The organism is Pseudomonas reactans (genome assembly GCF_013387025.1).
Taxonomy (GTDB): Bacteria; Pseudomonadota; Gammaproteobacteria; order Pseudomonadales; family Pseudomonadaceae; genus Aquipseudomonas; species Aquipseudomonas reactans.
This window is the reverse complement of the sequence record NZ_JACAQP010000017.1, coordinates 15,886-41,762: the sequence shown is the minus strand read 5'-3', so window position 1 is coordinate 41,762 and position 25,877 is coordinate 15,886. Positions and strand designations below refer to the sequence as shown.

Below are 25,877 nucleotides of genomic sequence, written 5' to 3'. Positions count from 1 at the left end.
CCGAAACTTACATAACTCATTGGTTACCAAGGAGTTTTCCGTTTCTACTGCGCCGGAAGTGGGGCGAATTATAGACACCTGGAATCTGCCGTCAACCCTTAATTTGTTTTTTCTATCAACGGGGCTGAAAACCGCTAAATCGCCTTTTTTAGCCTCTCGATAAGGATAATTGAGCAATATATTGCCCAATCTCAAACAGTTAAGCATCATAGCGCCGACGTTTCTCTTAATATGACTTCGGACGAACACTCCCAAATGACCACCTCCCCCCGCAGCCTGGCCTCGACATTGTTCCCTGTCGGCCTGCTGCTGATCGCCATGGCCTCCATCCAGTCCGGTGCCTCACTGGCCAAGAGCATGTTCCCTATCGTCGGCGCACAAGGCACCACGGCCCTACGCCTGATTTTTGCTAGCGTGATCATGCTGCTTCTATTACGCCCATGGCGCGCCAAGTTGACGGCAAAGTCCCTGCGGACGGTGATCGTCTACGGAATGGCATTGGGCGGCATGAACTTCCTCTTCTATATGTCCTTGCGCAGCGTACCTCTTGGGATTGCGGTCGCCCTGGAATTCACCGGGCCGCTTGCCGTCGCGATCTATACCTCTCGGCGCGCCGTCGACTTCCTCTGGATTGCCCTGGCGATCATCGGCCTGCTCTTGCTAATCCCCATGGGTGAAGCGAGCAGCGGCATCGACCTGCTGGGAGCGGGCTACGCTCTGGGCGCCGGTGTCTGCTGGGCGCTCTACATTCTGTATGGTCAGAAAGCCGGTAATGACAACGGGGTACAGACCGCCGCCCTCGGCGTAATGATCGCTGCCTTGTTTGTTGCCCCTATCGGCATCGTCCACGCAGGCAGCGCCTTGCTGACGCCCGCCCTGATCCCGGTCGCCATCGGTGTCGCCATTCTGTCCACCGCCCTGCCCTACACCCTGGAAATGGTCGCACTGACGCGCCTCCCTGCCCGCACCTTCGGCACGCTCATGAGCATCGAACCGGCGTTTGGTGCCCTCTCCGGCCTGCTGTTCCTGCACGAACACCTGTCACTTGCACAATGGCTGGCAATCATGTGCATCATCCTGGCCTCCGTAGGCGCTACCGTGACGATGCGCAGCGAGTCAAAGCCGCTGGTTCCAGCGGATTGAAGGCTGTTTGAATGTAGCTCTGGCATTTGGCGCTCATTTAGGCCATGTTTAAGCCGTAAACGAATGTCATTCATGGAGAATTTCGACAAGGACAGCGCGAACGCTACACCCGAGAGCGAGTAGAGCCAGCCTCTAGCATTGCGAGGCGGCTATTAAGGATAGGAATGAAGCGAATTTTGATACTGTTAATGGTCATGGCGATTGCCGGTTGTGCCGCGACCACCAAGACAGAAGTAAAACGTGGCAAAAAAGGGCTGCATATCAACTGTTCCGGCCTGTCTTCTTCCTGGGACCAGTGCTACACCAGTGCAACCAACTCTTGCGGCGCCAAGGGCTATCGGGTTATCGCAAAGTCCGGTGACAACTCCGAGGAACCAGGGGACTACCCCTTCGGCCTCAACCCTGCCGGCTACACCAGCCGCAGTATGATCGTCATCTGCAAGTAATCGATTGAGCAGTCACCCCCTGACTGCTCTATTAAATTCCAGCTACACATCCAGCCCTTCGCGGCGCTGCGTCTACACTCCTGCTCGACCATCGAGCCAAGGGAGTTCCCATGACGCACAACAAGAAAATCGTATTGGTAGTGGGCGCCGGAGACGCAACGGGTGGCGCCATTGCCAAACGCTTTGCCCGCGAAGGCTACGTGGCGTGTGTCACCCGCCGCAGCGCCGATAAATTGCAGCCGCTGGTAGACAGCATCCACGCGACAGGCGGTGAAGCTCATGGCTTTGCCTGCGATGCACGTAAAGAAGAAGACGTCATCGCGCTGATCGAACAGATCGAAACCGAGCTAGGTCCGATTGAAGCTTTCGTGTTCAACATCGGCGCCAACGTGCCGTGCAGCATCCTGGAAGAAACCGCGCGCAAATATTTCAAGATCTGGGAGATGGCTTGCTTCTCCGGCTTCCTGAATGCCCGCGAAGTGGCCAAACGCATGGTCACGCGCAATCGAGGCACCATTTTGTTCACGGGTGCCACCGCAGGATTGCGCGGCGCGGCAGGGTTTGCCGCCTTCGCCGGCGCCAAACACGGTATCCGGGCGCTCGCGCAAAGCATGGCCAGGGAACTCGGGCCCAGAAACATCCACGTCGCCCATGTGGTGGTCGACGGCGCCATCGACACCGACTTCATTCGCGACAATTTCCCGCAGAAATACGCGCTCAAGGACCAGGACGGCATCCTCAACCCCGAGCATATCGCCGATAACTATTGGTACCTGCACAGCCAGCCACGCGACGCCTGGACGTTTGAACTCGACCTGCGCCCCTGGAGTGAACCCTGGTAAGCACGCCCCCACAATAATAAGCAGCGAGCATCGACCATGCGTAAAACCCTGGAATTCTTCTTTGACCTCGGCAGCCCCGCTACCTACCTGGCCTACACCCAGCTCCCCGCACTATGCGCTTCAACCGGTACGCAGCTGATTTATAAACCCATGTTATTGGGCGGCGTGTTCAAGGCCACGGGCAACGCCTCTCCCATCACCGTGCCCGCCAAAGGTCGCTACATGTTTGATGACCTGGCGCGCTATGCCCGCCGCTACAACGTACCGCTCAAGTTCAACCCGCACTTTCCCATCAACACCCTGCTGTTGATGCGAGCGGTCACCGGCATTCAATTGCGCCACCCCGAGCGCTTCGATGACTTTGTGGATTGCCTGTTCCGCGCCCTCTGGGTGGATGGTCGTCACTTGGGAGACCCTGCCGTTGTTGCTGCCGTGCTGACCGAACAGGGTTTTAATCCCGAAGAGGTTCTGGCCTTGGCCAATGACGAGACGGTAAAAACCGCCCTCAAGGACAACACCGAACAGGCCGTTCAACGTGGCGTGTTCGGTGCGCCCAGCCTATTTGTAGGCAACCAGCTGTTCTTCGGCCAGGATCGTCTGGATTTTGTGCGCGAAGCCCTGAGTTAGATCTCGATCGCCAAGCGCCCTTGCGCGCCGCTTGCGAGCAGATCGTAGGCGGCGTTCGCACTGTGCAAATCGAATGCACGCCCATCCAGGATAGGCTTGAGTTTGCCGGCATCGATCAACCGCGCCGCCTCGGCAAGAATCTGCCCGTGATGCTCGCGCCCCTTGCCGGTCAGCAACGGTAATAGGGTAAACACGCCCGAATAGCTCGCCCCACGAAACGACAACGGTGCCAGGCTGTGTTGCCCCCAGCCCAGGCAACTCACGACATGACCGTGATAGGTCTTGGCGGCTCGAAAGGATGCATCCAGTGTTTCGCCGCCGACGGTGTCATACACAATGTCGAAGCCTTCGCCCGCGGTATGCTGCGCGACGTACTCTTCGACCGTCTGCTGCTGATAGTCGATAAACGTCGCACCCAGCCCCTCGATTAATGAGCGATGCTTGGCGGATCCCGTGGCATACACCTGCGCTCCGTGGGCAAGCGCCAATTGTACTGCGACATGCCCTACACCGCCCGCGCCGCCTTGGATCAGCACTTTGTGCCCGGAACCTACACGTGCCCGGTCCACCAGACCTTCCCACGCGGTGATCAGCACCAGCGGCAACACCGCCGCTTCACGCATGCTCAAGGCCTCGGGTTTCTTCGCCAGCAAACGGGCATCGACGGCCGCGTATTCGGCCAACGAGCCCTGTGCGCCACCGATTCCAGTCGCCACCCCATAGACTTTATCGCCTACGTGCCAATCACTGACCTCTGGGCCGACGGCTTCCACGGTGCCTGCCAGGTCCATGCCGAGCACCGCCGGTAATGGCTGCCGGGCGTGGGCAGCCTGGCCGGCGCGGACTTTCCCGTCCAATGGATTAAGGCCACTGGCGCAGATTCTGACCAACACTTGGCCAACGCCTGCTGACGGTTTGGCAATTGTCGTCAGCCGGAACGGCGCATCCACGGCGTCCACAATCAAAGCGTGCATATCAGTCATGTTGGCGATCTCGCGTCGTCGAAGAATGAAGTCAATGATCCGTCAGCCGACTCATGCCGATAAGACACCAAACGACTATAGTGCGTATGCTCGATAAGAATGAATGGGAAAACCCGTGGACAAACTCAACGCAATGGCGATTTTCGTTCGAGTGATCGAACGCGGCACCTTCTCCGCCGTCGCACGAGAAATGCAAACCACCCAACCCACTATCAGCAAAGTCCTGCGCGCCCTGGAAACCGAACTGGGTGGCAAGCTGATTGCCCGCAGTACACGCCAACTGTCCCTGACCGACGAAGGTCAGCGGTACTACAGCCACTGTCGCGAAATCCTCGCCGCCGTGGACGCTGCCGAACACAGCTTCCAGACCGGCAAAGAGGCCATCGCCGGCCCCCTGCGCGTGGGCTCATCGGTGAGTTTCGGGCGACTGCAGATTGCTTCACGCTTGAGCGATTTCCTGCAGAAATACCCTGGCGTACAAGTAGACCTACAACTCAACGATCACCTGCAGGACATGGTCAGCGAAGGCCTGGACGTGACCCTGCGAATCGGTGAACTGCGCGACAGCGGCTTGATTGCCAGGCAGATCGGCACCACCCACCGTGTCACCCTGGCCAGCCCGGCCTACCTGGCCAACCATCCCACACCGAAAACCCCGCAGGATCTCAGCCAGCACAACTGCCTGCTGTTCAACCTGCTCAGCAGCCAGAACCAGTGGGTTTACGAAAAGGATGGCACGCGACACAGCGTGCGCATCACCGGCAACGCCCAGAGCAACAACTCCGAAGCGGTGCGGGAGATGGTGTTGACGGGGCTTGGCATTGCGCTGTCGCCCCTGTGGTTGTTCCATGACGATTTGAACGCCGGCCGCGTGATTGCGTTATTGCAGGACTACACCCCGCAACCACTGCCGATCCATGCGGTGTCAGCACCCAATCGCCGCCAGTCGGCCCGGGTCAAGGCATTCGTCGACTATATGGCCGACGCCCTGGCCCAGGCGCCCGAATTGCAGGCAATCAAATAGCCGCAGTGCGCACCTGCAACCATTCAAGTGCGGCACCGTCGAGCAATGGACTCAAACGCTCACGCACCTCGGCATGATAAGCGTTGAACCACTCACGCTCGTCTACCGTCAGCAGCGACGGTTCCAGGCAGCGCGTGTCGATCGGACACAGAGTCAATGTTTCGAACTTGAGGAACTCGCCGAACTCAGTCTTGCCGGCTTCGCGGTTCAACACCAGGTTCTCGATACGCACGCCCCAGCGCCCCGGACGGTAAGTGCCCGGTTCAATGGAGGTGATCATCCCCGGCTGCATCGCCGTTTGCGGCGCAGTGGCCGCCTGATAGGCAATCACTTGCGGACCTTCATGCACATTGAGGAAATAGCCTACGCCGTGTCCGGTACCGTGGCCGTAGTCCACGCCTTCGGCCCAGATCGGCGCACGCGCAATGGCGTCCAGCAACGGTGACAGGATGCCTTTCGGAAAATGCGCCCGGGACAAGGCAATCACGCCCTTGAGCACACGGGTGCAGTCGCGCTTCTGTTCCTCACTCGGCGTACCGATCGGCACCATCCGCGTGATATCCGTGGTGCCGCCGAGGTACTGGCCGCCCGAATCGATCAGCAGCAGGCCATCGCCGTCGATCACTGCGTGCTCTTCTTCAGTGGCGTGGTAATGCGGCATCGCACCATTGGCGTTATAGGCGGCGATGGTGTTGAAACTCAGTGACACATAACCGGGGCGACGGGTGCGCGCAGCGGTCAGGTGTTCGTCGATGGTCAGTTCGGTGATACGTTCGCGACCCAGCGCACTGTCCAGCCAGGCGAATAATTCGCACAACGCCGCGCCATCCTGCTCCATGGCTTGGCGGATGTGCTCCGCGTCGGCCAGGCTCTTGCGCGACTTGGCAAGTGTCGTTGGGTTGAGGCCTTCGACCAGCTTGACGCCGGTATCGAGGTTTTCCAGCAAGCCAGCGGTAACGCGAGCCGGGTCGACCTGCAAACTGGCGCCCGCCGGCACCGTACGCAAGGCATCCGCCACTTCGCTGTAGTCGCGCAGCGTCACGCCATCCTGTTCCAGCACCGCCCGCAACTCGGCATCGACCTTGCTCAGCGCCACGAACAACGTGGCCTGCTGTTGATTGATCAACGCAAAGGACACAAACACTGGGTTGAACGAAACATCACCGCCGCGCAGGTTGAACAGCCAGGCGATGTCGTCCAGGGTCGCGATGAAGTGCCAGTCGGCGCCCTTCTCTTTCAAGGCCGCACGCAGCGAGGCGAGTTTCTCACCACGGCTGACGGTGGCCTGAGGCGGCAGGTGTTGATAGATCGGCTGGTTCGGCAGCGTCGGGCGGTCTTTCCAGACTTCATCCAACAGGTCGATATCAGTACGCAGTTGTGCACCGCGCTCTGCCAGCTTGCCGCCCAGGGTACGCGCCGAGGCCACGGCCATCACTGCACCGTCCACCGCGACGACGCCACCTTCCGGCGTCTGCTCGGCCAGCCACTCCAGCGGTCCTGGTTGGCCCGGCTGCAGTTTCACCAATTCGATACCGCTGCCCTTGAGTTCCTTGGTCGCTTGTTCCCAGTAACGGCTATCGGCCCACACACCGGCGAAATCCGCCGTGACTATCAGCGTCCCCACCGAACCATGAAACCCCGACAACCATTGCCGCCCCTGCCAATAACCCGGTAGGTACTCGGACAAGTGCGGGTCGGCCGACGGCACCAGCAGGGCGTGAATGCCCTCGCGGCTCATCAGTTCACGGGTGTGCGCCAGGCGCTGGGGAACCGTTCCATGGGTCAAAGGCTGCGTACTCATTGTGTCTCCTGCTAACCACGAATAATTATTATGTGAATCAGACCGCCCAGAACGCCGGTGCGCTGGCCAGGGCTGCCTTGATCAATTGCACTGCCTGGTCGATATCCTGCTCGGTGGTAAACCGGCCGAGGCTCAAGCGAATGGTGCGGCCGGCGCTACGTGCATCATGGCCCAACGCCAGGAGCACATGGGACGGCGCATTGCTTGCCGAATTGCAGGCCGAGGTCGCGGAAAACGCGATCCCTGCACTCAACGCAGCGGCGTTGAACTCGCCTTCGCCAAACGTGAGGCTCAGGGTATGTGGAATCCGTTGAGTCGCGCTGCCATTTAGGCGCACGCCGGCCACCGACTCCAACTGGTCCAGCAAGCGCTGACGCAAGGCGACGATTACCGCCTCTTCTTCAGCAAAAGACGCCGCCGCCAGGGCAAACGCGGTGCCCATGCCGGCAATCTGATGGGTCGCCAGGGTGCCGGAGCGCAGGCCACCTTCGTGACCGCCGCCGTGGATCTGCGCCAACACCTTCTGCTGCGCCCGTGGGCCGACGTACAACGCGCCGATCCCTTTGGGGCCATACAACTTGTGGGCCGAAAACGACATCAGGTCCACTGGCCACTGCGCCAGATCGATTGCCACCTTGCCCGCGCCCTGCGCCGCATCCACATGCAACAACGCGCCGTGATCACGCACTCGCGCGCCGATGGCGGGGATGTCGTTGAGGGTGCCCAGTTCGTTGTTCACCAGCATCAGCGAAACCAGGAACGTGTCTTCGCGCAAGGCTTCGCTGACAGCATCGGCACTGATCAGCCCATCGGCATCCGGCACCAGGTAGGTGACGGCCACGCCGACTTCCTGCAGTTGCCGCGCGGTATCCAACGTAGCCTTGTGTTCGATCTGGCTGGTGATGATATGCCCACCCGCCACGCCTCGCGCCTGGGCCACGCCCTTGATTGCAAGGTTGTTGGATTCGGTGGCGCCGGAAGTCCAGACGATTTGCTCAGGGTTGGCACCGACCAACTCGGCTACCTGGCGACGCGCCTGCTCGACCGTGTGCCGGGCCGCCTGGCCGAACGCATGGGAACTGGACGCGGGGTTACCGAAATTGGCATTGAAGCCCAGACACTCGACCATTACCTGGATGACCCGCTCATCCACCGGGGTGGTGGCGGCGTAGTCGAAATACAGCGGACGTTTATTCATGACGTTAAAAACTCGCAGAGCAGGTTCCCGAGAGCAGCGTCTCAGGGGCACGGACCGGGACAGAGGTCATCAGGTTTAACCGATCGAATGCCATTAAAGAAGGACCACTTTATGTAAATGTGCGTAGGAACGCTCCTGAAATTCAGCTTAACAGGCTGAAGTCGCACCATGGCAAACAAAAAGCCCGAGGTTCCTTAAGGGAATCCTCGGGCTTTTTGCCGCCAGGCGCAGGCTCAACTGGGACGACCATGCAGGGTCACGCTGCGTTCGGCGTTCATTTCGCCCTGGCGATCAAAACCGAAAGGCTTCTGTGGCTGGCCGGTCAGTGCGGCGCGCTGCTGTTGGTATTCATCAAACGACAAACCACGACGGCTCAATGCTTCCAGGGCCAACTGTTTGGTTTCTTCCGCCGTGTAGGGGCGCAATTCAGGTGAAGGATGGGTCGCACATCCGGCGAGGACTGAGCTGACGATCAATAAGGAAATGGCGAGGAATCGGTTCATGGCGGCGGCCCTGCAAAGGAGGTTTCGAGTCAATGAACACAGGCTACTCCCGGCCCCGCACGGTGAAAAATCACCTGCCTTGATAGTCGCTATCAACCGCCAAGGCACCTGCGATAGCGGCACCTACATATTTCTTTATGATCTATAAATATGGAAATACGTTCATTTACGGAATAAACGCAACCCTCTATAACTGACGCTACAGAGCGCCGGCACTGTTGCCCACGCAACTGTTGCCAGCGCAACAGCCAATCAACAAATCACCAGCCAGACAACAGCGACACTTTTCGGCAGTGAGCTTGCAACCCACGCCAATCAAGGCCTGCGCCCGTTGGTATAGCTCTTGCTCAACAGGTTGCACCTACCCGTTCTGCACCCCTGTTGAAAAAGGAACTGTTCATGACCCGTCCCCTGAATGTCGTTGCCCTCTCCGGCGGAACCTGGCGCCCGTCACGCACCCTCGTGCTGACCCAAGCAGTGCTCGCCGAACTGGGCACCTTGCTGCCGATCCAGACCACCCTCATCGAACTGGGCGAGATTGCCCGACCGCTGGGGGCGGCGCTGTCCCGTGACGAACTGCCGGCAGACGTCGAATCCCAACTGTTGGCCATCGAACAGGCCGACCTGCTGATCGTCGCCGCCCCGGTCTATCGCGGCTCCTACCCTGGCCTGCTCAAGCATCTGTTCGACCTGATCGGCCTCAACGCCCTGATCAACACGCCGGTACTGCTTGCCGCCACCGGCGGCAGCGAACGCCACGCGCTGGTGCTCGATCACCAACTGCGGCCGCTGTTCAGCTTTTTCCAGGCATTGACCTTGCCGATTGGTGTGTACGCCACCGAAGCGGACTTCACCGACTACCACATCACCAGTGAATTACTAAAAGCCCGTATTCAACTGGCGGCAGAACGTGCAGCGCCTTTGTTTGCAGCGCACTCCCCCTCTCTGCTGAAAATCGCTTAAGGATTGGTCATGGATGTTTTCTGGTTTCTACCCACGCATGGCGACGGACATTACTTGGGCACCACCCAAGGTGCGCGGCCGGTCACCCTCAATTATCTGAAACAAGTAGCTCAGGCCGCTGACAATCTCGGCTACTACGGCGTGCTGATTCCCACCGGGCGTTCGTGCGAAGACTCCTGGGTCATCGCGTCGGCGCTGGTGCCGCTGACCGAACGCCTGCGTTACCTGGTGGCGATTCGTCCGGGCATCATTTCGCCGACGGTCTCGGCACGCATGGCGGCGACGCTGGATCGTCTGTCCAACGGCCGCTTGCTGATCAACGTGGTGACCGGCGGCGACCCCGATGAAAACCGTGGCGACGGCAGCTTCCTCGACCACAGTGAACGTTACGAAGTCTCGGATGAATTCCTACAGATCTGGCGCCGCGTATTGCAGGGCGAATCGGTAGATTTTGAAGGCAAACACCTGCGCGTGCAGAACGCCAAGGCACTTTACCCACCGGTGCAGAAGCCTTATCCGCCGCTGTATTTTGGCGGGTCCTCCGACGCAGCCCACGACCTCGCCGCCGAACAGGTCGATGTGTACCTGACCTGGGGCGAACCGCCGGCCGCCGTCGCGGAAAAACTCGCGGATGTGCGTGAACGCGCCGCACGCCACGGACGCACCGTGAAGTTCGGCATTCGCCTGCATGTGATCGTGCGTGAAACCGAAGAGGACGCCTGGAAAGCCGCCGACAAACTGATCGAACACATCAGCGACGAAACCATCGCCGCCGCGCAAAAATCCTTCTCGCGTTTTGACTCCGAAGGCCAGCGCCGCATGGCCGCCCTGCACGACGGGCGCCGCGACAACCTGGAAATCGCCCCCAACCTGTGGGCCGGCGTCGGCCTGGTGCGCGGCGGTGCCGGCACTGCACTGGTGGGCAACCCGCAACAAGTCGCCGAGCGCATCAAGGAATACGCGGATTTGGGGATCGAGAGCTTCATCTTCTCCGGCTATCCGCACCTGGAAGAGGCGTATCGCTTCGCCGAGCTGGTGTTCCCGCTGCTGCCGGAACCCTACGCCAGCCTGGCCGGACGTGGCGTCACCAACCTCACTGGCCCGTTTGGCGAAATGATTGCCAACGATGTACTGCCAACGACAAAGGCCTGAACCGCTGCTCTTCTGTAGGAGCCGGCTTGCCGGCGATAGCTTCAACTCGATACCCATCAGAACCGAGTCGCCCGCATCGCTGGCAAGCCAGCTCCTACAAGGAAAATAGAGGAAACCCCGTGACAGCCAAACCCCACAGCGTCCTGCCCTCCCCCTTGCAGACCGCCAAACTGCTGGCCGCCGAATTCGCTCTCACCGCCGTCGAGCGCGACGAGCGCGGCGGCACGCCCAAAGCCGAACGTGACGCCCTGCGCCACAGCGGCCTGCTGGCCCTGAGCATCCCCACCCAATACGGCGGCCTCGGCGCACGCTGGAGCGAAACCCTGGGCATCGTGCGCGAATTCGCCAAGGTCGACAGTTCCATCGCCCACGTCTTCGGTTTTCACCACCTGATGCTCGCCACCGTGCGCCTGTTTGCGCGCCCGGACCAATGGCAACCCTGGTTTGAACAGACCGCACGCAAAAACTGGTTCTGGGGCAACGCCCTCAACCCGCTGGACACCCGCACGGTGGTCAAGGATTTCAGCGGCTGGCGCGAGTTCTCCGGCAAAAAGAGCTTCTGCTCCGGCGCCAGCGACTCGGAGATGCTGATCGCCTCGGCAGTCGATGAAACGGCCGGCGGCAAGCTGCTGATCGCCGCAATCCCCAGCGGGCGCAGCGGCATTACCTTGCACAACGACTGGAACAATATCGGTCAGCGCCAGACCGACAGTGGCAGCGCCAGCTTCGAACGCGTACGCGTCGAAGAATCCGAATTGCTGCTCGATCCCGGCCCACTGAGCACGCCCTTTGCCTGCCTGCGCCCGCTGATTGCCCAGTTGACCTTCACGCATATGTTTCTCGGGATTGCCGAAGGCGCCTTCGAAGAAGCCCGCAATTACACCCTGACCGAAACGCGCGCCTGGCATAAGTCCTCGGCTGAAGACGTGCGCCAAGACCCTTACGTGCTGCATCACTACGGTGAGTTCTGGGTCGCCCTGGAAGGTATTCGCCTGCTGGTGGAACGCGCCGCCGAGCTGCTCGACCAAGCCTGGGCCAAGGGTGCGAACCTCAGCGAAACCGAGCGCGGCCAATTGGCTATCGCCATCGCCACCGCCAAAGTCGCCGCCACCCGCCAGGGCCTGGACCTGTGCAGCCGGTTGTTTGAAGTGACCGGCGCGCGCTCCACCCACGCCTCGCTGCGTCTGGACCGTCACTGGCGCAACCTGCGCACACAGACCCTGCACGATCCGGTGGACTACAAACTCCACGAACTGGGGGATTGGGCGTTGAACCAATCCCTGCCGATTCCTACGTTCTATTCCTAAGAGAGGTGCCCATGCAGCTGTTGACCCTACCGCCCTCGCCCGCCCTTGCGACGTCGATCCGCGCCACGGCCCAGGTCTTCGAAGACCCGAAATCCCAGGCGTTGCTCGACCATATCCAGCAAGTGGCGCCCAGCGAAGCCAGCGTGCTGATCATCGGCGAGACCGGCACCGGTAAAGAGCTGGTGGCGCGCCATATCCATAACCTCAGCGCGCGGCGCAACCGGCCTTTCGTGGCGGTGAATTGCGGGGCGTTCTCCGAATCCCTGGTGGAAGCCGAGCTGTTCGGCCATGAAAAAGGCGCCTTTACCGGCGCCCTCAGTGCCAAGGCCGGCTGGTTTGAAGAAGCCGACGGCGGCACCTTGTTCCTCGATGAGATCGGTGATCTGCCGATGGCAATCCAAGTGAAGCTGTTGCGCGTCCTACAGGAACGTGAAGTCGTGCGCCTAGGTTCGCGTAAGAGCATTCCGATTGATGTGCGCGTATTGGCCGCGACCAATGTGCAACTGGAAAAGGCCATCAACGCCGGGCATTTCCGCGAAGACCTCTACTACCGTCTCGACGTGGTCAGCCTGGAACTCAGCCCGCTGCGCGAGCGCCCCGGCGATATCCTGCCGCTGACCCGACACTTCATCGAAGCCTACAGCCAGCGCCTGGGCTACGGCCCGATCACGATCAGTCGTGAGGCCGAGCACAAACTCAAGAGCTACAGCTGGCCCGGCAACATCCGCGAGCTGGAGAACGTGATTCACCACACCCTGTTGATCTGCCGTAACGGCGTGATCGAACGAGACGACCTGCGCCTGTCGAATATGCGCATCGAACGTCAGGACGACAGCCCGCACGGCACCGACAACAGCGCCGAAGCCTTGCTCGCGCGCGCCTTCCAAAAGCTCTTCGAAGAACAGGCCGGCGCCCTGCATGAAAAGGTTGAAGATGCCCTGCTACGCGCCGCCTACCGTTTCAGCCATTACAACCAGGTGCACACCGCCAACCTGCTGGGCTTGAGCCGCAACGTCACGCGCACGCGCCTGATCAAGATCGGCGAGCTGGCGGTGAACAAGCGCCGCCCCGGTGAAAACGTGCAAGGCGAGCGCATGCTGCATTTATCCATTTAGGCGGCAGTGCAACGCGTTGTCATGGCTGCGCTCGAAACTGCGCAGCACCTGGAACGAACCAAAGGTCACCGCCGTGGCCTGGTGGGCGCGGATCAGCGTCCAGAAATCTTCCTCGCCATGCTCAAAGCACTGAAACGCCGCCTCGCCGTCTTCACGCGAGCGCCATTGCAGGTAGTTGAGCACCCGCCGTCCGTCATCGCTGACCTGCACACTGGCATTGATAAAGCCGCCGTGGCCTTGGGCCAGGCGTTCGCTTTGGGTGGTCAAGGCCGCCACCAGGGCGACTTGCTGCTGGGGCTCGATCTGAAATTCAATCAATTGAGTGAAGCTGCGATTTTTCTCTGATACCTGCATGAACACTCCCCTTCCTCTGTAGGCGAAATCTTGCGATTCGATGCCACGCAGGGTAAAACCTCTAGTTAAGTCAAGGTCAAGCATTGTCTGGGAGTTTTTCATGCTCAACAAGGAACTCACGGTCGGCCAACTGGCCGCTCGCAGCGGTGTAGCGGTCACGGCTCTGCATTTCTATGAAACCAAGGGCTTGATCAAGAGCAATCGCAATGCCGGCAACCAGCGGCGTTATCCACGGGATGTGTTGCGGCGCGTGGTGGTGATCAAGATCGCCCAGCGTTTGGGCATACCACTGGCAACGATCGGCGAGGCGTTGCAGGCCTTGCCGGATGGACGCACGCCCACGGCGCAGGATTGGGAGCGCTTGTCCGCACTGTGGCGGGAAGACCTGGATGAGCGCATCAATAAACTGATGCTGCTACGGGACAAGCTCAGTGGCTGTATTGGCTGCGGGTGCCTGTCGATGGAGGCGTGCCCGTTGCGTAATCAGGATGATCAACTGGGTGAGCGTGGGCCGGGGGCTCAATTGCTGGAACCCACCCCAACCGCATGACCTGCAAACCCAATCATTGTAGGAGCCCGGCTTGCCGGCGATGGCGGTCATGAGGACGCTATCGCCGGCAAGCCGGGCTCCTACAGGAATGTGTGTTTAATTCTTAGAACCCAGGGGCAATCTGACCTTTGTAACGGGTCAGGATGAACTGACGCACTTCATTGGAATTCAACGCCTTGGCCAGTTTCTGGATGCGCGGGTCGTTGATGTTATCCGGCCGCGCCACCAGGTACTCGACGTACAGCGACTTGCCCTTCTCCACGATCAACGCGCTGTTGGTATCGATCCCCGCTTCCAGCGCGTAGTTGGCAAACACAAACGCCAAATCCACCTGGCTCACCGAACGGGCCAGCAAGGCGCCTTCCAGTTCGCGGATTTTCAAATGCTTGGGGTTTTCCGCGATATCGCGCGGCGTACTCAGGGTGTTACTCGGGTCCTTGAGTTTGATCAGGCCCGCCTCATCCAGCAGCACCAGGGCACGGCCCGTGTTGACCGGGTCGTTGGGGATCGACACCGTGGCGCCGTCCTTGAGCTCCGCGATGTTTTTGATCTTGGTCGAGTAAGCGCCAAAGGGTTCGATATGCACGCCCACCACCGGTACCAGATCGGTGTGACGGGTCTTGTTGTAGTCGTCGAGAAACGGGCGGTACTGGTAATAGTTGGCGTCGATGTTCTTCAACGACAGTTGTTGGTTGGGCTGGATAAAGTCGGTGAAGACTTTGATCTGCAAGTCCACGCCCTCCTTGGCCAGCACCGGTTTGACGAACTCGAGAATTTCCGCATGGGGCACAGGGGTCGCACCGACCACCAGTTTTTCATTGGCAACGGCATTCAGCGACAGGACAGCGGCCAAAATGGCCAGGGACTTTTTCATACAGGCTCCGAAAGCAGTTGTTATAGGAATCAACGGCGGCTGTAACGCGCCACCAAACGGTCACCGGTCATCTGCAGGGCCTGCACCAGCACCAACAGCAACACCACGGTGACCACCATTACGTCGGTCTGAAAACGCTGGTAGCCGTAGCGAATCGCCAGGTCACCCAGGCCGCCGCCACCGATCACGCCGGCCATGGCGGTGTAGTCCACCAGCACAATCGCGGTCACGGTCACTGCCGCCAGCAGCCCGCCCCGGGCCTCCGGCAACAGCGTGTGGCGGATCACCTGCCAGGTGCTGGCGCCCATGGACTGGGTGGCCTCGACCACGCCGCGATCCACCTCGCGCAGCGCGGTTTCCACCAGCCGCGCAAAGAACGGCGTACAGCCCACCACCAGCGGCGGGATGGTGCCCGGCACGCCGAGGGAGGTGCCCACCAGCAAGGTGGTTAGCGGGATCAACACGATCAGCAGGATGATGAACGGCAGAGACCGCAGCACATTGACCACCACCGACAGCAACCGATACACCACCAGCGCCTCGTGCAACTGGCGCTTGCCGGTGAGAAACAGCAACACACCCAGGGGCAGCCCCAGCAGCACGGTAAAACCCAGCGCAGCGGCGAGCATGCTCAGGGTTTCCAGGCAGGCCTGGCCGATATCGGCCCAATAGATGTTCTTGAACAGTTCGGCCATGGATCACGACCAGTCATGGCGCGGCGGCTTGGCGCCGTTGAGCAACCAATTGCCTACCACGTGGTACTTCCAGCGCACCGGGTCGTGCAGGGTGTGGACCCGCGCGTTGCGCCAGTGACGGTCGAAGTTGTGCTTCTTCAAGGTGGAACGGGTGCCCCCCAGTTCGAACAGTTTGTTGCTGGCTTCAATCGCGATTTCAGTGGTCAGCACTTTGGCGCGGGCGACGGCCAGAGACGCGTGGGCGACGTTGTCTTCATCTGGGGCCGGGCGCGCGGCATCCAGGGCAAAACCGGCGCGGTCGAGCAAGGCTTCGGCGGCTTCCAGGCGAATATCCAGGGCACCGACCTGAATGATGGTCAGTGGATCCTGACTGGCTTTCTCTACCCCGGCATCGATCCACGGCCGGGCGAATTGCTGCACGAACTGCACGGTGTCGCGCAGCGCCGCACGGGCAATGCCCGCGTCGATGGCGGCAGTGGTCAGTTGTGCGAAAGGACCGGCCAACGTTGGGGAATCGTAGGATTTGTGCGTGGGAAACAGATTGAATGCCGGCACCCGCAAGTCCTGCGCGAGTACCGTCCCGCTGGAGGTGGTGCGCTGGCCCATGCTGTCCCAATCGTCAACCACCACCAGCCCTTCAGTGCCACGCGGTACAAAGGCCAACTGGGCGTTTTGCTGTTCATCCAGCGCCAGCACTGCCAGCCAATGGGCGTACAGCGAACCGGTGCAATAGCCCTTGCGCCCGTTGATCACATAGCCGTCGCCTTCACGGCGAATAGTGGCCTGGATGTCCTGCACGTGCTTGCCGCCGGTTTCCGACAGCGCATTGGCAAAGCGATGGCCCTGCAAGGCCAAGCCGAAGAAATGCGCCTGTTGCACGGGCGTACCTTGCAGGCGGATATCTTCCAGCAGGCAGTAGTGGTTCTGCGGGATCTGCCCCAATGACGGGTCGGCCGCCGAAATAATCGCGATCACCTGGGCCAGCACCGCGTAAGACACCTGCGCCCCACCAAACTCGCGCGGCACACTGATGCCCCACAGGCCACTGTTGGAATACAGGTCCACCACCTCGGCGGGCACCTGGCGGGTGCGGTCGCGCTCGGCGTCCTGTTCCAGGAGGACGGCGGCGACGCGATGGGCGACGGCGATCGCCTCGGCTGCATCGCGGATCAAGGCGGCATGGGGCGTGTGGATCGGGTAATCGGCAGATACAGGCAGTACAGACATACAACGCTCTCGGGCGAATGGTTTGCCAGAGGTATTGCAGCTTCTGTGCCGAGCCCGGAAACCGGTGGTTTGGCCGTAAAAACGCGCCCCTTACCCGCTTATGGCGCAGCAAACTGCCGGTTCACTGTTGCCTGGCGAACACCTCGTCGGTTGCCCGCAGGCCCCGGCGTACGTGGCCTATAGTGAAAAGGCCGTCCCTCCATAACCACCACTCAAGGAGAACGAAATGAGCGTTAAACCCATTCCCGAGGGTTTCCACAGCGTCACGCCCTACCTGGGCGTCGAAAAAGCGGCCGAAGCCATCGAGTTCTACAAGAAAGCCTTTGGTGCCATCGAAGCCATGCGCCTGAACATGCCCGACGGTAGAGTCGGCCACGCCGAGCTGCGTATCGGTGACTCGCCGATCATGCTGGGTTCACCCTGCGATGAAAGTGCGTTTGGCAGCCCGCGTGATGGCCACACCAGCGTCGGTTTGCATGTGTATGTCAATGACGTCGACGCGCAATACAAACAAGCCATCGCAGCCGGTGGCACACCGATCTCCGAACCCAAGGACCAGTTCTACGGCGATCGCTCCGGCACGCTGAAGGATCCATTCGGCCATGTGTGGTTCCTGGCCACCCACAAGGAAGACCTGACCGAGGCGCAGATACGGGAGCGTGCGATGGAGATGTTCAAGCAAGCCTAAGATTTTGTAGGAGCGAGCTTGCTCGCGAAAAACGCCATGACAACGCCTGCATTCAGCAGGCTGGCGTTATCGTTGACCTTCTTCGCGAGCAAGCTCGCTCCTACATCACACTTCATGAACAACCCCTCCACGTTTTCGCCCTTGCCCCGAACGCCGCGTGATTCCAGGATGCAGGCACTCATCACAAGGAGTCATTCCATGTTCGCCGGATTCCAAAAAGACAGCTGCCACGTCAACGGCGTGGACATCAGCTACCGCAAAGGCGGTACAGGTCCCGGTCTGCTCCTGCTGCACGGGCACCCGCAAACCCACGTCATCTGGCACAAAGTCGCCGAGCAATTGGCCGAGCACTTCACCGTGGTGGCGGCCGACCTGCGCGGTTATGGCGACAGCAGCAAACCGCCGGCCAATGACCACCACACGAATTATTCAAAACGCGAAATGGCCCGGGACGGCGTCGAGCTCATGCAAGCCCTGGGCTTCGAACAGTTCTCGGTGCTGGCCCACGACCGTGGCGCCCGTGTGGCCCATCGCCTGGCGCTGGATCATCCCAACGCTGTGCAACGCATGGTGCTGCTGGACATCGCCCCCACCCTGTCGATGTACGCACAAACCGATGAAGCCTTCGCCCGCGCCTACTGGCACTGGTTCTTCCTGATCCGCCCGGCACCGTTGCCGGAAGCCTTGATCGAGGGCAACCCGGAGCTGTACCTGCGCAGCGTGATGGGCAGTCGCAGTGCCGGGCTCAAGCCATTTACCGATGAGGCCTTCGCCGAATACCTGCGCTGCCTGAAACTGCCGGGCGCCGCCACCGGCATCTGCGAAGACTACCGGGCTGCCGCCGGTATCGACCTTGAGCACGACCAGGCGGATATCGACGCCGGGCATCACCTGAACCTGCCGTTGCTGGTGATGTGGGGCGCCGAAGGCACCGTCGGCCGCTGTTTCGAGCCGCTCAAGGAATGGCAGAAAGTCGCCACCGATGTGCGCGGCAAGGCCCTGCCGGCCGGCCATTACATTGCCGAAGAGGCTCCCGAGTTGTTGCTAGACGAAGTCCTGACCTTCCTTCGCTGACCCCCTGATTCACTCCCCCACGCAGGCGCGCCAACGCCTGCGACGGGGTCTGCTTGCCCAAAAAAAGACTGCGAGATAATAACAATGACAATCAGAAAACTGCTGGGAACCCTGTATATCCAGGTGCTCATCGCCATCGCGCTGGGTGTGTTGATCGGCCATCAATGGCCGCAGATCGGCATCGACCTCAAGCCCTTGGGCGACGGTTTCATCAAGCTGATCAAGATGATCATCGGCCCGATCATCTTCTGCACGGTGGTGTCCGGCATCACCAGCATGCACGACGTAAAGCAGGTGGGCCGGGTCGGCGGCAAGGCGCTGCTGTACTTCGAAGTCGTCTCGACCATTGCCCTGTTGATCGGCATTCTCGCCGCGCACCTGCTGCATCCGGGCGTCGGTTTCAACATTGACGTGAAAACCCTCGACAGCTCGGCCATCGCCGGTTTTGTCGGCCAGGCCGAACACGGTGAAGGCATTGTCGGGTTCCTGTTGCATGTGATCCCCGCGACGTTTTTCGACGCGTTCTCCAAAGGTGAAATCCTGCCGGTGTTGTTCGTTTCCGTGCTGTTTGGCGTCGGCCTGGTGATGGTCGGTGACAAAGGCCGGCCATTGGTGGGTGTGATCAACCAGGCCAGCGAAGTGTTTTTCCGCATCGTCGGCATCATCAGCCGGGTCGCGCCGATCGGGGCGTTTGGCGCGATTGCGTTCACCATCGGCAAATACGGCGTCGGTTCGTTGCTGCCGCTGTTGAAACTGGTGGGCACCTTCTATATCACCGCGTTTTTCTTCATTGCCGTGGTGCTGGGCAGCATCGCCCGCTACGCCGGCTTCAGCATTTTCAAGTTGATGGGTTACATCAAGTCGGAGCTGCTGATCGTGCTGGGCACCAGTTCGTCGGAATCGGCGCTGCCGCAATTGATCCAGAAACTTGAAAGCCTGGGCGCCTCCAAGGGCGTGGTGGGCATCGTGGTGCCGACCGGCTACACCTTCAACCTGGACGGCACCAACATCTATATGACCCTGGCAGTGTTGTTCCTGGCCCAGGCCACCAATATCCACTTGCCGCTGGAACAGCAGTTGACGCTGCTGGCGGTGGCCATGCTGACGTCCAAGGGCGCCGGGGCGGTGGTCGGCGCGGGGTTTGTCGCATTGGCGGCAAGTTTGGCGGTGGTGCCGACCGTGCCGGTGGCGGCGATGGTGTTGATCCTCGGCGTGGACCGCTTCATGGCTGAATGCCGCTCGCTGACCAACATCATCGGCAATGCCGTGGCCGCGCTGGTGGTGGCGGCCTGGGAAGGTGAGCTGGACCGCGAAAAAATGGCGCCTATCGCCCTCAAGCACGGTCGCCATGCGCGGGCGGCGGCTCAAGCGAAGGTCGCGGCAGAGTAACCGTAGACGGCCAGGTGTGCCGGAAGGCACACCGATCCGGTGCTATTCTGGCGGCTCATGCCGCCAGCCCTGTTTCTGATGACAAATAAGAAAGATACCGTGCCCCTACCCGAAGACCTGCGGGTGTTCCTGACCGTGATCCGCAAGGCCGGCTTCGCAGCGGCCGCCGATGAGCTGGGCTTGTCGCCGGCCTATGTCAGCAAGCGCATCCAGATCCTCGAAACCACCCTGGCCACCCGGCTGTTGCACCGCACCAGCCGGCGCATTGCCCTGACCGAAGACGGTGAACGGGTGCAGCGCTGGGCCGTGCGCATCCTGGAAGACTTCCAGCAACTCTCCGATGAACTCTCCGACGCCCACGACAGCCCCCGTGGCCGTCTGCACCTGTGCAGCAGCTTTGGTTTCGGCCGCAACCATGTGGCGCCGGCCCTGTCATTGCTGGCGGAACAGTACCCGGACCTGGAAATCCGCCTGGACTTGTTCGACCGCGTGGTGGACATCGTCAGCGAAGGCTTCGATTTGGAGATCCGCGTGGGCGACGATATCCCCGGCCAGCACATCGGCCGCCGACTGGTGAGCAACCGCCGCGTACTGTGCGCCGCCCCGGCTTATCTGCAGCGCCGCGGCACACCGCAACAGTTGAGCGACCTGGAGCAGCACGACTGCCTGGTGCTCAAGGAGCGCGATAACGCGTTTGGCATCTGGAACCTGGAACACAACGGCGCCCAGGAAAGCGTGCGCGTGCGCGGGCCGTTGTCGTCGAATAATGGCGAGATTGTGTTGCAGTGGGCGTTGGATGGGCGCGGGGTATTGCTGCGCTCGATGTGGGATGTGAAGCCGTTACTGGAACAAGGCAAGCTGGTGCAGGTGCTGCACGGGTATACCCAGAGCGCCAACGTGTGGGCGGTGTACCCGACACGGTTGGCGTATTCCGGCAAGCTGCGCGCCTGCGTGGAGTTTTTGCAGGAGCATTTCAAAGGGTTGTCGATTTAGCTCAGCCAGGGATTGGCTGCCAGGTGCCGGCACTCGAAGGCCTTGATCTCTTCACGGTGTTGCAAGGTGCTGCCAATGGCGTCCAGCCCCAATAGCAACGCAGTTTTACGCAGGGTATCGATCTGGAACGGGAGCACCTCGCCGTCCGCCAAGTGAATGGCCTGGGCTTCAAGGTCCACGCTGATCTGCGCCTGGTCCGCCTGGCTGACCGTCTTACCCAACCGCTGCAACACCGCCTCGTCCAAGGTGATCAACAACACCCCGTTGCGCTGGCAATTGTCATAGAAAATCCCAGCAAAGCTGCTGCCGATCAGGGCGCGGATGCCCATTTGCTTCAAGCCCCACACCGCATGTTCGCGGCTGGAACCGCAGCCGAAATTCGGCCCTACCACCATGAAACTCGCGCCCTGCCAGGCCGGCTGGTTCAGCACGAAGTCGGGGTTGGGCTCGCCGGACGGCAAGAAGCGCAAGTCGAAGAACAACCCACGGTCCAGGCCGCTGCGGTCGATGCCCTTGAGGAACTGCTTGGGCATGATCACGTCGGTGTCGATGTTGGCCGCCAGCATCGGCGCGGCCTTGCCGGTGACCAGGGTGAAGGGTTGCAGGCTCATGGGCGCGCTCCAAAGTGGCGGATATCAGTAAGGCGACCGGTTATGGCAGCGGCGGCGACCATCGCCGGGCTCATCAGGTGCGTGCGTGCGCCCGCGCCCTGGCGACCTTCGAAGTTGCGGTTGGTGCTGGAGGCGCAGCGGTCGCCGGGGGCCAGCACGTCGTCGTTCATGGCCAGGCACATCGAGCAGCCCGACTGGCGCCATTCAAAGCCAGCGTCGATGAAAATCGCCGCCAGCCCTTCGGCCTCGGCCTGGTCACGGACTTCGGTAGAGCCGGGCACGATCATCGCGCGGACGTGGTCGGCCACGTGTTTGCCGCGCACCACGCTGGCAGCGTCGCGCAGGTCTTCGATACGGGCGTTGGTGCAAGAGCCGATGAAGGCGTGGCTGATGACGATCTCGCTCAGCAGCATGCCGGCTTCCAGGCCCATGTAGTTGAGGGCACGGCGCATGTCCTGGCGCAGGATCAGGTCGCTGACATCCTGCGGGTCGGGCACGCGGGCGCCGATGGGTGCAGCCTGGTCGGGGCTGGTGCCCCAGGTGACCATGGGTTCCAGGGTGGTGGCGTCGAGTTGCACCTCCCGGTCGAACACCGCGTCGTCATCGGTGTGGAGTTTTCGCCACTCCAACAGTGCTTTTTCCCACAGCTCGCCTTGCGGTGCGCGTGGTTTGCCCTTGAGGTAGGCGAACACTTTCTCGTCCGGCGCCATGAAGGCGCCACGAGCGCCCGCTTCCACCGCCATGTTGCAGATGGTCATGCGCGCCTCGACGCTCAGCGCGCCGATGGTGGAGCCGCGAAATTCGATGGCGTAGCCCGTTGCGCCGGACGCGCCGATCTTGCCGATCAGCGCCATGATCACGTCTTTTGAGGTCAAACCCGGCGCCAGGTCACCGTCTACGGTCACCCGCATAGTTTTCAAACGTTTGTAGACCAGCGTCTGGGACGCCAGCAGGTGTTCGATTTCCGAGGTGCCGATGCCAAAACCAAAGGCCCCGAGGGCGCCGTAGGTGGTGGTGTGGCTGTCACCGGCGGCAATCACCATGCCGGGCAGGATAAAACCCTGTTCCGGAGCGATTACGTGTTCGATGCCTTGGCGCTTGTCGAGGATGTCCAGCAGCTCGATACCGAAGTCCCGGCAGTTCTCCGCCAGGTACGACACTTGGCGCGCGCCGCCTGCATCCGGCATCGCCGCGATACGCTGGGGCGTGGTGGGGTTCACATGGTCGACCACGGCCAACGCCGTGCCCGGACGCCACACCGTGCGCCCAGCCTCGCGCAAGCCGCTGAAGGCCTGGGGGCTGGTGTATTCGTTGATCACTTGGCGGTCTATATAGAGCAGGACATGGCCCTGGTCATCCAGGGGGCACACCGTGTGGGAGTCGATGTGTTTGTCGTAGAGGGTTCTGGCAGTCATTTCTTAGGCTCACTCAACGGTATGCGCCCATCCTACGCAGCGCCTGGGTCCCATCAATGCCGCTTGGGTGAAGGCTTGGAACATGTTTCGTGTTCGATCAAGGCGTTTAAGCGGCCTGAATGTGAACCTGAAACATTTTCTTTCATATCCGGGTTAGGGATTTCTCATTCTCATCCGTCTTAACTTAGATACAGCCTGTCGCGTCAGCAAAAGCTACGACTGGCCTTTTCCGGGCCTTCACTGCCCCCCTCCGATCAAGACCCTCATTCACATGTCGAAGAAGTCACGCTCCAAACTCTGGTTTCTCGTGCATAGCTGGTTGGCCTTGCCCATCTGGTTCTTTGTACTGATCGTCTGCGTCACCGGCACCCTGGCGGTGGTCAGCCAGGAGATCGTCTGGCTGGCCAACCCGGATATCCGTGCGAGCAAGCCGACGGACGACGCCGAACCGCTGAGCTATGACCAGGTGATCGCCGCGATCAAGCGCGAAGAACCCCAGGTGTTCGTCCAGTCGATCAGCCGCCCCGACGAATCCCACTTCGCCCTCAGCGTCGACCTCAGCTACCCCGACGGGCGCTCCGTCGAGGTCTACGTCAACCCCTACACCGGCGCGATCCAGGGCATCAGCCCGTCGTTCAACTTCCAGGCCTTTACCCGCGCCCTGCACGGCTGGTGGCTGGTGCCATTCACCAATGGCTACAGCTGGGGCTGGTACCTGGTCTCGGCACTGGGTATTCCATTGCTCGCGTCGCTGGTCACCGGGTTGGTCGTATACAAGCGTTTCTGGAAGGGCTTCCTGCGCCCGACCCTGCGTATCCGCCACGGCGCGCGGATCTTCTGGGGCGACTTCCACCGCTTGAGTGGTATCTGGTCGATCTGGTTCATCGCGGTGATCTCCGTCACCGGCATCTGGTTCCTGATCCGGGCGATCCTGGGGGATAACCAGATATCGATCTCCACCGAGCCGGTCATCCCGGTGATTGCACGGGAAAAAGTGCCGATGTCGGCACCCGGCGTGCCGGCTCCCATGATTCCTGTGGACGAGGCGATCAAGATCGCCACCCAGCGCATTCCTGGCCTGGAGGCGAGCTTCATCAGCCTGCCGCTCAATGCCTACAGCCACCTGCAGATCGGCGGGCGCGGCTGGTATCCGCTGATGTTCCAGACCGCGCAGATCAACCCCTATGACGGCGAAGTCGCGGCGGCGCACTTGCTGTCCGACCGCTCGAAGCTGGAGTTCGTCACCGAATCCATGCGCCCGCTGCACACCGGCGACTTTGGTGGGATCTGGATCAAGCTGATCTGGGCATTCTTTGGCCTGATCATGAGCATGATGGTGTTGAGCGGCCTGCTGATCTGGACCAAGCGCACCGCCCTGGCCACCCTCAATGCCCTCAAGCGTGAAGCCAAGACCCAACATAAGCCGGCGGCCGCCCCCGCCAGGCAGGCTGAAACCTCGGAGGTCACCCCATGAGCAAGGTCGCTGCTGCTAAACCTTCGGCGCTGCGGGCCTTCTGGCTGAAATGGCGCTTCCACATCAATGTGCTGCTGTTGCTGATCCCCCTGGGCTTCATGCCCAAGTACTTCGCTGACGCGGCGCTGTTTCGTGGCGACACCGGCATCGGCGAGCGCGTGGCCGGTGAGGTGCAGGTCGGGCCCTGGAGCCTGACCCTCGCGGAGTTCCGCAACGAAGGCCCGCGCCCCGACCCAGCCGGGCCGATGAAGTTCTTCAATGCCGCCCTGTGCGACACCTGTGCCGAGCAGGTCAAGGCCACCTACTTGCGCATCGGCAAGCCGCGCAGCCTGCGCGCCGCCGGGGTGATCTTCTTTGGCACGCCGTACCGCATGGGCGCCGGCCTGCCGATCCCGGAACGCACACCCGCCGACGCCGAACTGTGGGTCACCATGGAAGGCTGGGACGGCACGATGCACCAGGGTTCCATCCCGTTGAGCCAGGCCTCGCCTGCCACTATTGCCTGGCTGAACAAGCAAGGAGTTAAACCATGACTTTGATGCGTATGACCCGCGCCTGTGGCGTCCTGCTGATGTGCGCCGGTTTCAGTACCGTCGCCCTGGCTCACAACCCGATGTGTGAGTGCAAGGAAATCCCCGGCGAGCAGATCCAGTGCAAAGGCGGCTTCTCCGACGGCAGCGGCGCACCCGGCGTGACCCTCGATGTGATCGGCTATGACGAAACCATCCTGGTGCCTGGCAAGCTGGGTGAGGACTCGACCCTGACCTTCAAGAAACCGTCCGCCGAGTTCTACGTGCTGTTTGATGCAGGCCCCGGCCACGTGGTGGAAATCGACCAAGCGGATATACAGCCGCAATGACCACCACACAGGTTGTACGCCCCGCCGGCGCCGGTCATGAAACCCTCTACGTGCTGCTGTTGTGCCTGATCATCCTCGCGGTGGCAGGCTCGGTGATCGCGCTGCACGGTGAATCCCAGGAAGTGGCGGCCGTACCCAGCCACCAATTGGATGCGCGCCGCGACCTGAGCGCCGCCGAGCAAGGCATCTACGCCGACCTGCGGGTGACCCTGGATGAGATCCAGCTGTTGCAGCAGGAGCAAAGCGCACTGCCCAGCCCGGCGCAACTGGCCGAAGAAGGCTTTGCGCCGTTTGCCCAGGACGCCAGTTCGGTCAGCCGTGGCGATCATCGCTGGCAACTGCTGGAGCCTTCAGCCTACCTGGGCTTGAGCCAGGCACCGGCCACCGCCGGCTCGCTGCTGATGCGCGTGCACGGTGCCGAGCCGGATATCTGGCTCAATCGCCAGGCCCACCTCGCCGCCCCTTCCAACCTCACTGACCAGGCGCTGATCGCGGCCGGCTGGCAGCAAGTGGTTGCGCAATTCGATGCCGGCGTCACCCGCCAGCACCGTCACTGAACGAGAAGACCGA

At 61.2% G+C, this 25,877-nt stretch carries 29 protein-coding genes; 18 read left to right on the top strand and 11 right to left on the bottom strand.

What is annotated here, in order from left to right; genetic code table 11:
- Nucleotides 1–255: 255 nt before the first annotated feature.
- From rhtA to HX793_RS18860, 4 genes are all read left to right on the top strand, one after another.
- The gene (rhtA, locus tag HX793_RS18875; RefSeq protein ID WP_178905530.1) at nt 256–1,143 is read left to right on the top strand and encodes a threonine/homoserine exporter RhtA; all 888 of its coding nucleotides are present in this window, start codon (nt 256–258) and stop codon (nt 1,141–1,143) included.
- 164 nt (nt 1,144–1,307) lie between these two features.
- Nucleotides 1,308–1,589: a hypothetical protein gene (locus HX793_RS18870; RefSeq protein ID WP_016980214.1), complete on the top strand. Its 282-nt coding sequence runs from the start codon at nt 1,308–1,310 to the stop codon at nt 1,587–1,589.
- Between the two features lie 110 nt (nt 1,590–1,699).
- Nucleotides 1,700–2,431: an SDR family oxidoreductase gene (locus HX793_RS18865; RefSeq protein ID WP_016980215.1), complete on the top strand. Its 732-nt coding sequence runs from the start codon at nt 1,700–1,702 to the stop codon at nt 2,429–2,431.
- Nucleotides 2,432–2,467: 36 nt separating this feature from the next.
- Nucleotides 2,468–3,058 carry a 2-hydroxychromene-2-carboxylate isomerase gene (locus HX793_RS18860; RefSeq protein ID WP_177052007.1) on the top strand — a complete coding sequence of 197 codons (591 nt, stop codon included), beginning with the start codon at nt 2,468–2,470 and terminating at the stop codon, nt 3,056–3,058.
- Here the strand turns inward: HX793_RS18860 and HX793_RS18855 are convergent.
- On the bottom strand, nt 3,055–4,041 hold the full coding sequence (locus HX793_RS18855) for a zinc-dependent alcohol dehydrogenase family protein (RefSeq protein WP_177097095.1): 987 nt from the start codon (nt 4,039–4,041) through the stop codon (nt 3,055–3,057). The genes HX793_RS18860 and HX793_RS18855 overlap by 4 nt on opposite strands.
- Before the next feature lie 115 nt (nt 4,042–4,156).
- Here HX793_RS18855 and HX793_RS18850 point away from each other — a divergent pair, with 115 nt between their 5' ends.
- Entirely contained in the window at nt 4,157–5,065 is a 909-nt protein-coding gene (locus HX793_RS18850) for a LysR family transcriptional regulator (protein WP_177052004.1), read from the top strand.
- On the opposite strand, the gene HX793_RS18845 is transcribed toward HX793_RS18850, so the two are convergent.
- The 3 genes from HX793_RS18845 to HX793_RS18835 all read right to left on the bottom strand — a co-directional run bounded on the left by HX793_RS18845 (nt 5,058) and on the right by HX793_RS18835 (nt 8,567).
- Nucleotides 5,058–6,866: an aminopeptidase P family protein gene (locus HX793_RS18845; protein WP_177097097.1), complete on the bottom strand. Its 1,809-nt coding sequence runs from the start codon at nt 6,864–6,866 to the stop codon at nt 5,058–5,060. The genes HX793_RS18850 and HX793_RS18845 overlap by 8 nt on opposite strands.
- 37 nt (nt 6,867–6,903) lie before the next feature.
- Entirely contained in the window at nt 6,904–8,064 is a 1,161-nt protein-coding gene (locus tag HX793_RS18840) for a cysteine desulfurase family protein (RefSeq protein ID WP_177097099.1), read from the bottom strand.
- Nucleotides 8,065–8,297: 233 nt separating this feature from the next.
- A complete protein-coding gene (locus HX793_RS18835; RefSeq protein WP_038844883.1) occupies nt 8,298–8,567 on the bottom strand; it encodes a hypothetical protein in 270 nt (89 codons plus the stop codon).
- Between the two features lie 399 nt (nt 8,568–8,966).
- Here HX793_RS18835 and msuE point away from each other — a divergent pair, with 399 nt between their 5' ends.
- From msuE to HX793_RS18815, 4 genes are all read left to right on the top strand, one after another.
- Nucleotides 8,967–9,530, top strand: a complete 564-nt coding sequence (gene msuE, locus HX793_RS18830; protein ID WP_177051998.1) for an FMN reductase — start codon at nt 8,967–8,969, stop codon at nt 9,528–9,530.
- A gap of 9 nt (nt 9,531–9,539) precedes the next feature.
- Nucleotides 9,540–10,682: an FMNH2-dependent alkanesulfonate monooxygenase gene (ssuD, locus tag HX793_RS18825; protein WP_068932464.1), complete on the top strand. Its 1,143-nt coding sequence runs from the start codon at nt 9,540–9,542 to the stop codon at nt 10,680–10,682.
- Between the two features lie 119 nt (nt 10,683–10,801).
- The gene (locus HX793_RS18820; protein ID WP_177097101.1) at nt 10,802–11,989 is read left to right on the top strand and encodes an acyl-CoA dehydrogenase family protein; all 1,188 of its coding nucleotides are present in this window, start codon (nt 10,802–10,804) and stop codon (nt 11,987–11,989) included.
- A gap of 11 nt (nt 11,990–12,000) precedes the next feature.
- The gene (locus tag HX793_RS18815; protein ID WP_016980226.1) at nt 12,001–13,104 is read left to right on the top strand and encodes a sigma-54 interaction domain-containing protein; all 1,104 of its coding nucleotides are present in this window, start codon (nt 12,001–12,003) and stop codon (nt 13,102–13,104) included.
- Here the strand turns inward: HX793_RS18815 and HX793_RS18810 are convergent.
- A complete protein-coding gene (locus HX793_RS18810) occupies nt 13,093–13,458 on the bottom strand; it encodes an antibiotic biosynthesis monooxygenase (protein ID WP_026000062.1) in 366 nt (121 codons plus the stop codon). The two genes, HX793_RS18815 and HX793_RS18810, sit on opposite strands and share 12 nt — an antisense overlap.
- A gap of 100 nt (nt 13,459–13,558) precedes the next feature.
- Between HX793_RS18810 and soxR the strand changes: the two genes are divergently transcribed.
- Nucleotides 13,559–14,008 carry a redox-sensitive transcriptional activator SoxR gene (gene soxR, locus HX793_RS18805; RefSeq protein ID WP_177097103.1) on the top strand — a complete coding sequence of 150 codons (450 nt, stop codon included), beginning with the start codon at nt 13,559–13,561 and terminating at the stop codon, nt 14,006–14,008.
- 103 nt (nt 14,009–14,111) lie between these two features.
- On the opposite strand, the gene HX793_RS18800 is transcribed toward soxR, so the two are convergent.
- Genes HX793_RS18800 through HX793_RS18790 form a run of 3 tightly spaced genes read right to left on the bottom strand, consistent with a single transcriptional unit; the run spans nt 14,112 to nt 16,804 of the window.
- Nucleotides 14,112–14,882 (bottom strand): MetQ/NlpA family ABC transporter substrate-binding protein, encoded by a 771-nt coding sequence (locus HX793_RS18800; RefSeq protein WP_177097105.1) that lies wholly within the window; start codon nt 14,880–14,882, stop codon nt 14,112–14,114.
- 29 nt (nt 14,883–14,911) lie between these two features.
- Nucleotides 14,912–15,577: a methionine ABC transporter permease gene (locus tag HX793_RS18795; RefSeq protein ID WP_016980232.1), complete on the bottom strand. Its 666-nt coding sequence runs from the start codon at nt 15,575–15,577 to the stop codon at nt 14,912–14,914.
- A 3-nt stretch (nt 15,578–15,580) separates the two neighbouring features.
- Nucleotides 15,581–16,804: an SfnB family sulfur acquisition oxidoreductase gene (locus HX793_RS18790; RefSeq protein ID WP_177051988.1), complete on the bottom strand. Its 1,224-nt coding sequence runs from the start codon at nt 16,802–16,804 to the stop codon at nt 15,581–15,583.
- 226 nt (nt 16,805–17,030) lie between these two features.
- On the opposite strand from HX793_RS18790, the gene HX793_RS18785 reads away from it, so the two are divergent.
- Entirely contained in the window at nt 17,031–17,492 is a 462-nt protein-coding gene (locus tag HX793_RS18785) for a VOC family protein (protein WP_177051987.1), read from the top strand.
- On the opposite strand, the gene HX793_RS18780 is transcribed toward HX793_RS18785, so the two are convergent.
- Entirely contained in the window at nt 17,489–17,674 is a 186-nt protein-coding gene (locus tag HX793_RS18780) for a hypothetical protein (RefSeq protein ID WP_177051952.1), read from the bottom strand. The genes HX793_RS18785 and HX793_RS18780 overlap by 4 nt on opposite strands.
- 16 nt (nt 17,675–17,690) lie before the next feature.
- Here HX793_RS18780 and HX793_RS18775 point away from each other — a divergent pair, with 16 nt between their 5' ends.
- The 3 genes from HX793_RS18775 (at nt 17,691) to HX793_RS18765 (ending at nt 20,948) form a co-directional block, all read left to right on the top strand.
- Nucleotides 17,691–18,566: an alpha/beta fold hydrolase gene (locus tag HX793_RS18775; protein WP_177061138.1), complete on the top strand. Its 876-nt coding sequence runs from the start codon at nt 17,691–17,693 to the stop codon at nt 18,564–18,566.
- Nucleotides 18,567–18,650: 84 nt separating this feature from the next.
- Complete coding sequence (locus tag HX793_RS18770; protein ID WP_177097107.1) at nt 18,651–19,955, top strand: dicarboxylate/amino acid:cation symporter; 1,305 nt, start codon at nt 18,651–18,653, stop codon at nt 19,953–19,955.
- Nucleotides 19,956–20,033: 78 nt separating this feature from the next.
- Nucleotides 20,034–20,948, top strand: a complete 915-nt coding sequence (locus HX793_RS18765) for a LysR substrate-binding domain-containing protein (protein WP_204937098.1) — start codon at nt 20,034–20,036, stop codon at nt 20,946–20,948.
- Here HX793_RS18765 and leuD read toward each other — a convergent pair.
- Both leuD and leuC read right to left on the bottom strand, forming a co-directional pair.
- Nucleotides 20,945–21,559 carry a 3-isopropylmalate dehydratase small subunit gene (leuD, locus tag HX793_RS18760; protein WP_177097108.1) on the bottom strand — a complete coding sequence of 205 codons (615 nt, stop codon included), beginning with the start codon at nt 21,557–21,559 and terminating at the stop codon, nt 20,945–20,947. The genes HX793_RS18765 and leuD overlap by 4 nt on opposite strands.
- Nucleotides 21,556–22,974, bottom strand: a complete 1,419-nt coding sequence (gene leuC / locus HX793_RS18755) for a 3-isopropylmalate dehydratase large subunit (RefSeq protein WP_177097110.1) — start codon at nt 22,972–22,974, stop codon at nt 21,556–21,558. The genes leuD and leuC overlap by 4 nt, the downstream gene beginning before the upstream one ends.
- A gap of 271 nt (nt 22,975–23,245) precedes the next feature.
- Between leuC and HX793_RS18750 the strand changes: the two genes are divergently transcribed.
- From HX793_RS18750 to HX793_RS18735, 4 genes are read left to right on the top strand one after another with little or no spacing between them, the layout of a single operon-like run.
- Nucleotides 23,246–24,448: a PepSY-associated TM helix domain-containing protein gene (locus HX793_RS18750; protein ID WP_016980239.1), complete on the top strand. Its 1,203-nt coding sequence runs from the start codon at nt 23,246–23,248 to the stop codon at nt 24,446–24,448.
- Nucleotides 24,445–24,981: a PA2404 family protein gene (locus tag HX793_RS18745; RefSeq protein WP_025859107.1), complete on the top strand. Its 537-nt coding sequence runs from the start codon at nt 24,445–24,447 to the stop codon at nt 24,979–24,981. Before HX793_RS18750 ends, HX793_RS18745 begins: the two co-directional genes overlap by 4 nt.
- Nucleotides 24,978–25,307: a hypothetical protein gene (locus tag HX793_RS18740; RefSeq protein ID WP_016980241.1), complete on the top strand. Its 330-nt coding sequence runs from the start codon at nt 24,978–24,980 to the stop codon at nt 25,305–25,307. The genes HX793_RS18745 and HX793_RS18740 overlap by 4 nt, the downstream gene beginning before the upstream one ends.
- Nucleotides 25,304–25,864, top strand: coding sequence for a DUF6162 family protein (locus HX793_RS18735; protein ID WP_177097112.1), 561 nt, complete (start codon nt 25,304–25,306; stop codon nt 25,862–25,864). Before HX793_RS18740 ends, HX793_RS18735 begins: the two co-directional genes overlap by 4 nt.
- Nucleotides 25,865–25,877 lie beyond the last annotated feature (13 nt).

What these genes read in the sequence shown, in the direction of transcription:
- HX793_RS18750 (WP_016980239.1), top strand. Translation starts at nt 23,246, where the DNA reads ATGTCGAAGAAGTCACGCTCCAAACTCTGGTTTCTCGTGCATAGCTGG.
- HX793_RS18775 (WP_177061138.1), top strand. Translation starts at nt 17,691, where the DNA reads ATGTTCGCCGGATTCCAAAAAGACAGCTGCCACGTCAACGGCGTGGAC.
- HX793_RS18855 (WP_177097095.1), bottom strand. Translation starts at nt 4,041, where the DNA reads ATGACTGATATGCACGCTTTGATTGTGGACGCCGTGGATGCGCCGTTC.
- HX793_RS18800 (WP_177097105.1), bottom strand. Translation starts at nt 14,882, where the DNA reads ATGAAAAAGTCCCTGGCCATTTTGGCCGCTGTCCTGTCGCTGAATGCC.
- HX793_RS18860 (WP_177052007.1), top strand. Translation starts at nt 2,468, where the DNA reads ATGCGTAAAACCCTGGAATTCTTCTTTGACCTCGGCAGCCCCGCTACC.
- HX793_RS18870 (WP_016980214.1), top strand. Translation starts at nt 1,308, where the DNA reads ATGAAGCGAATTTTGATACTGTTAATGGTCATGGCGATTGCCGGTTGT.
- msuE (WP_177051998.1), top strand. Translation starts at nt 8,967, where the DNA reads ATGACCCGTCCCCTGAATGTCGTTGCCCTCTCCGGCGGAACCTGGCGC.
- HX793_RS18810 (WP_026000062.1), bottom strand. Translation starts at nt 13,458, where the DNA reads ATGCAGGTATCAGAGAAAAATCGCAGCTTCACTCAATTGATTGAATTT.
- HX793_RS18795 (WP_016980232.1), bottom strand. Translation starts at nt 15,577, where the DNA reads ATGGCCGAACTGTTCAAGAACATCTATTGGGCCGATATCGGCCAGGCC.
- HX793_RS18845 (WP_177097097.1), bottom strand. Translation starts at nt 6,866, where the DNA reads ATGAGTACGCAGCCTTTGACCCATGGAACGGTTCCCCAGCGCCTGGCG.
- leuD (WP_177097108.1), bottom strand. Translation starts at nt 21,559, where the DNA reads ATGAGCCTGCAACCCTTCACCCTGGTCACCGGCAAGGCCGCGCCGATG.
- leuC (WP_177097110.1), bottom strand. Translation starts at nt 22,974, where the DNA reads ATGACTGCCAGAACCCTCTACGACAAACACATCGACTCCCACACGGTG.
- HX793_RS18840 (WP_177097099.1), bottom strand. Translation starts at nt 8,064, where the DNA reads ATGAATAAACGTCCGCTGTATTTCGACTACGCCGCCACCACCCCGGTG.
- HX793_RS18745 (WP_025859107.1), top strand. Translation starts at nt 24,445, where the DNA reads ATGAGCAAGGTCGCTGCTGCTAAACCTTCGGCGCTGCGGGCCTTCTGG.
- HX793_RS18770 (WP_177097107.1), top strand. Translation starts at nt 18,651, where the DNA reads ATGACAATCAGAAAACTGCTGGGAACCCTGTATATCCAGGTGCTCATC.
- HX793_RS18865 (WP_016980215.1), top strand. Translation starts at nt 1,700, where the DNA reads ATGACGCACAACAAGAAAATCGTATTGGTAGTGGGCGCCGGAGACGCA.
- HX793_RS18790 (WP_177051988.1), bottom strand. Translation starts at nt 16,804, where the DNA reads ATGTCTGTACTGCCTGTATCTGCCGATTACCCGATCCACACGCCCCAT.
- HX793_RS18765 (WP_204937098.1), top strand. Translation starts at nt 20,034, where the DNA reads ATGACAAATAAGAAAGATACCGTGCCCCTACCCGAAGACCTGCGGGTG.
- rhtA (WP_178905530.1), top strand. Translation starts at nt 256, where the DNA reads ATGACCACCTCCCCCCGCAGCCTGGCCTCGACATTGTTCCCTGTCGGC.
- HX793_RS18835 (WP_038844883.1), bottom strand. Translation starts at nt 8,567, where the DNA reads ATGAACCGATTCCTCGCCATTTCCTTATTGATCGTCAGCTCAGTCCTC.
- HX793_RS18735 (WP_177097112.1), top strand. Translation starts at nt 25,304, where the DNA reads ATGACCACCACACAGGTTGTACGCCCCGCCGGCGCCGGTCATGAAACC.
- soxR (WP_177097103.1), top strand. Translation starts at nt 13,559, where the DNA reads ATGCTCAACAAGGAACTCACGGTCGGCCAACTGGCCGCTCGCAGCGGT.
- HX793_RS18740 (WP_016980241.1), top strand. Translation starts at nt 24,978, where the DNA reads ATGACTTTGATGCGTATGACCCGCGCCTGTGGCGTCCTGCTGATGTGC.
- HX793_RS18815 (WP_016980226.1), top strand. Translation starts at nt 12,001, where the DNA reads ATGCAGCTGTTGACCCTACCGCCCTCGCCCGCCCTTGCGACGTCGATC.
- HX793_RS18785 (WP_177051987.1), top strand. Translation starts at nt 17,031, where the DNA reads ATGAGCGTTAAACCCATTCCCGAGGGTTTCCACAGCGTCACGCCCTAC.
- HX793_RS18780 (WP_177051952.1), bottom strand. Translation starts at nt 17,674, where the DNA reads ATGAGTGCCTGCATCCTGGAATCACGCGGCGTTCGGGGCAAGGGCGAA.
- ssuD (WP_068932464.1), top strand. Translation starts at nt 9,540, where the DNA reads ATGGATGTTTTCTGGTTTCTACCCACGCATGGCGACGGACATTACTTG.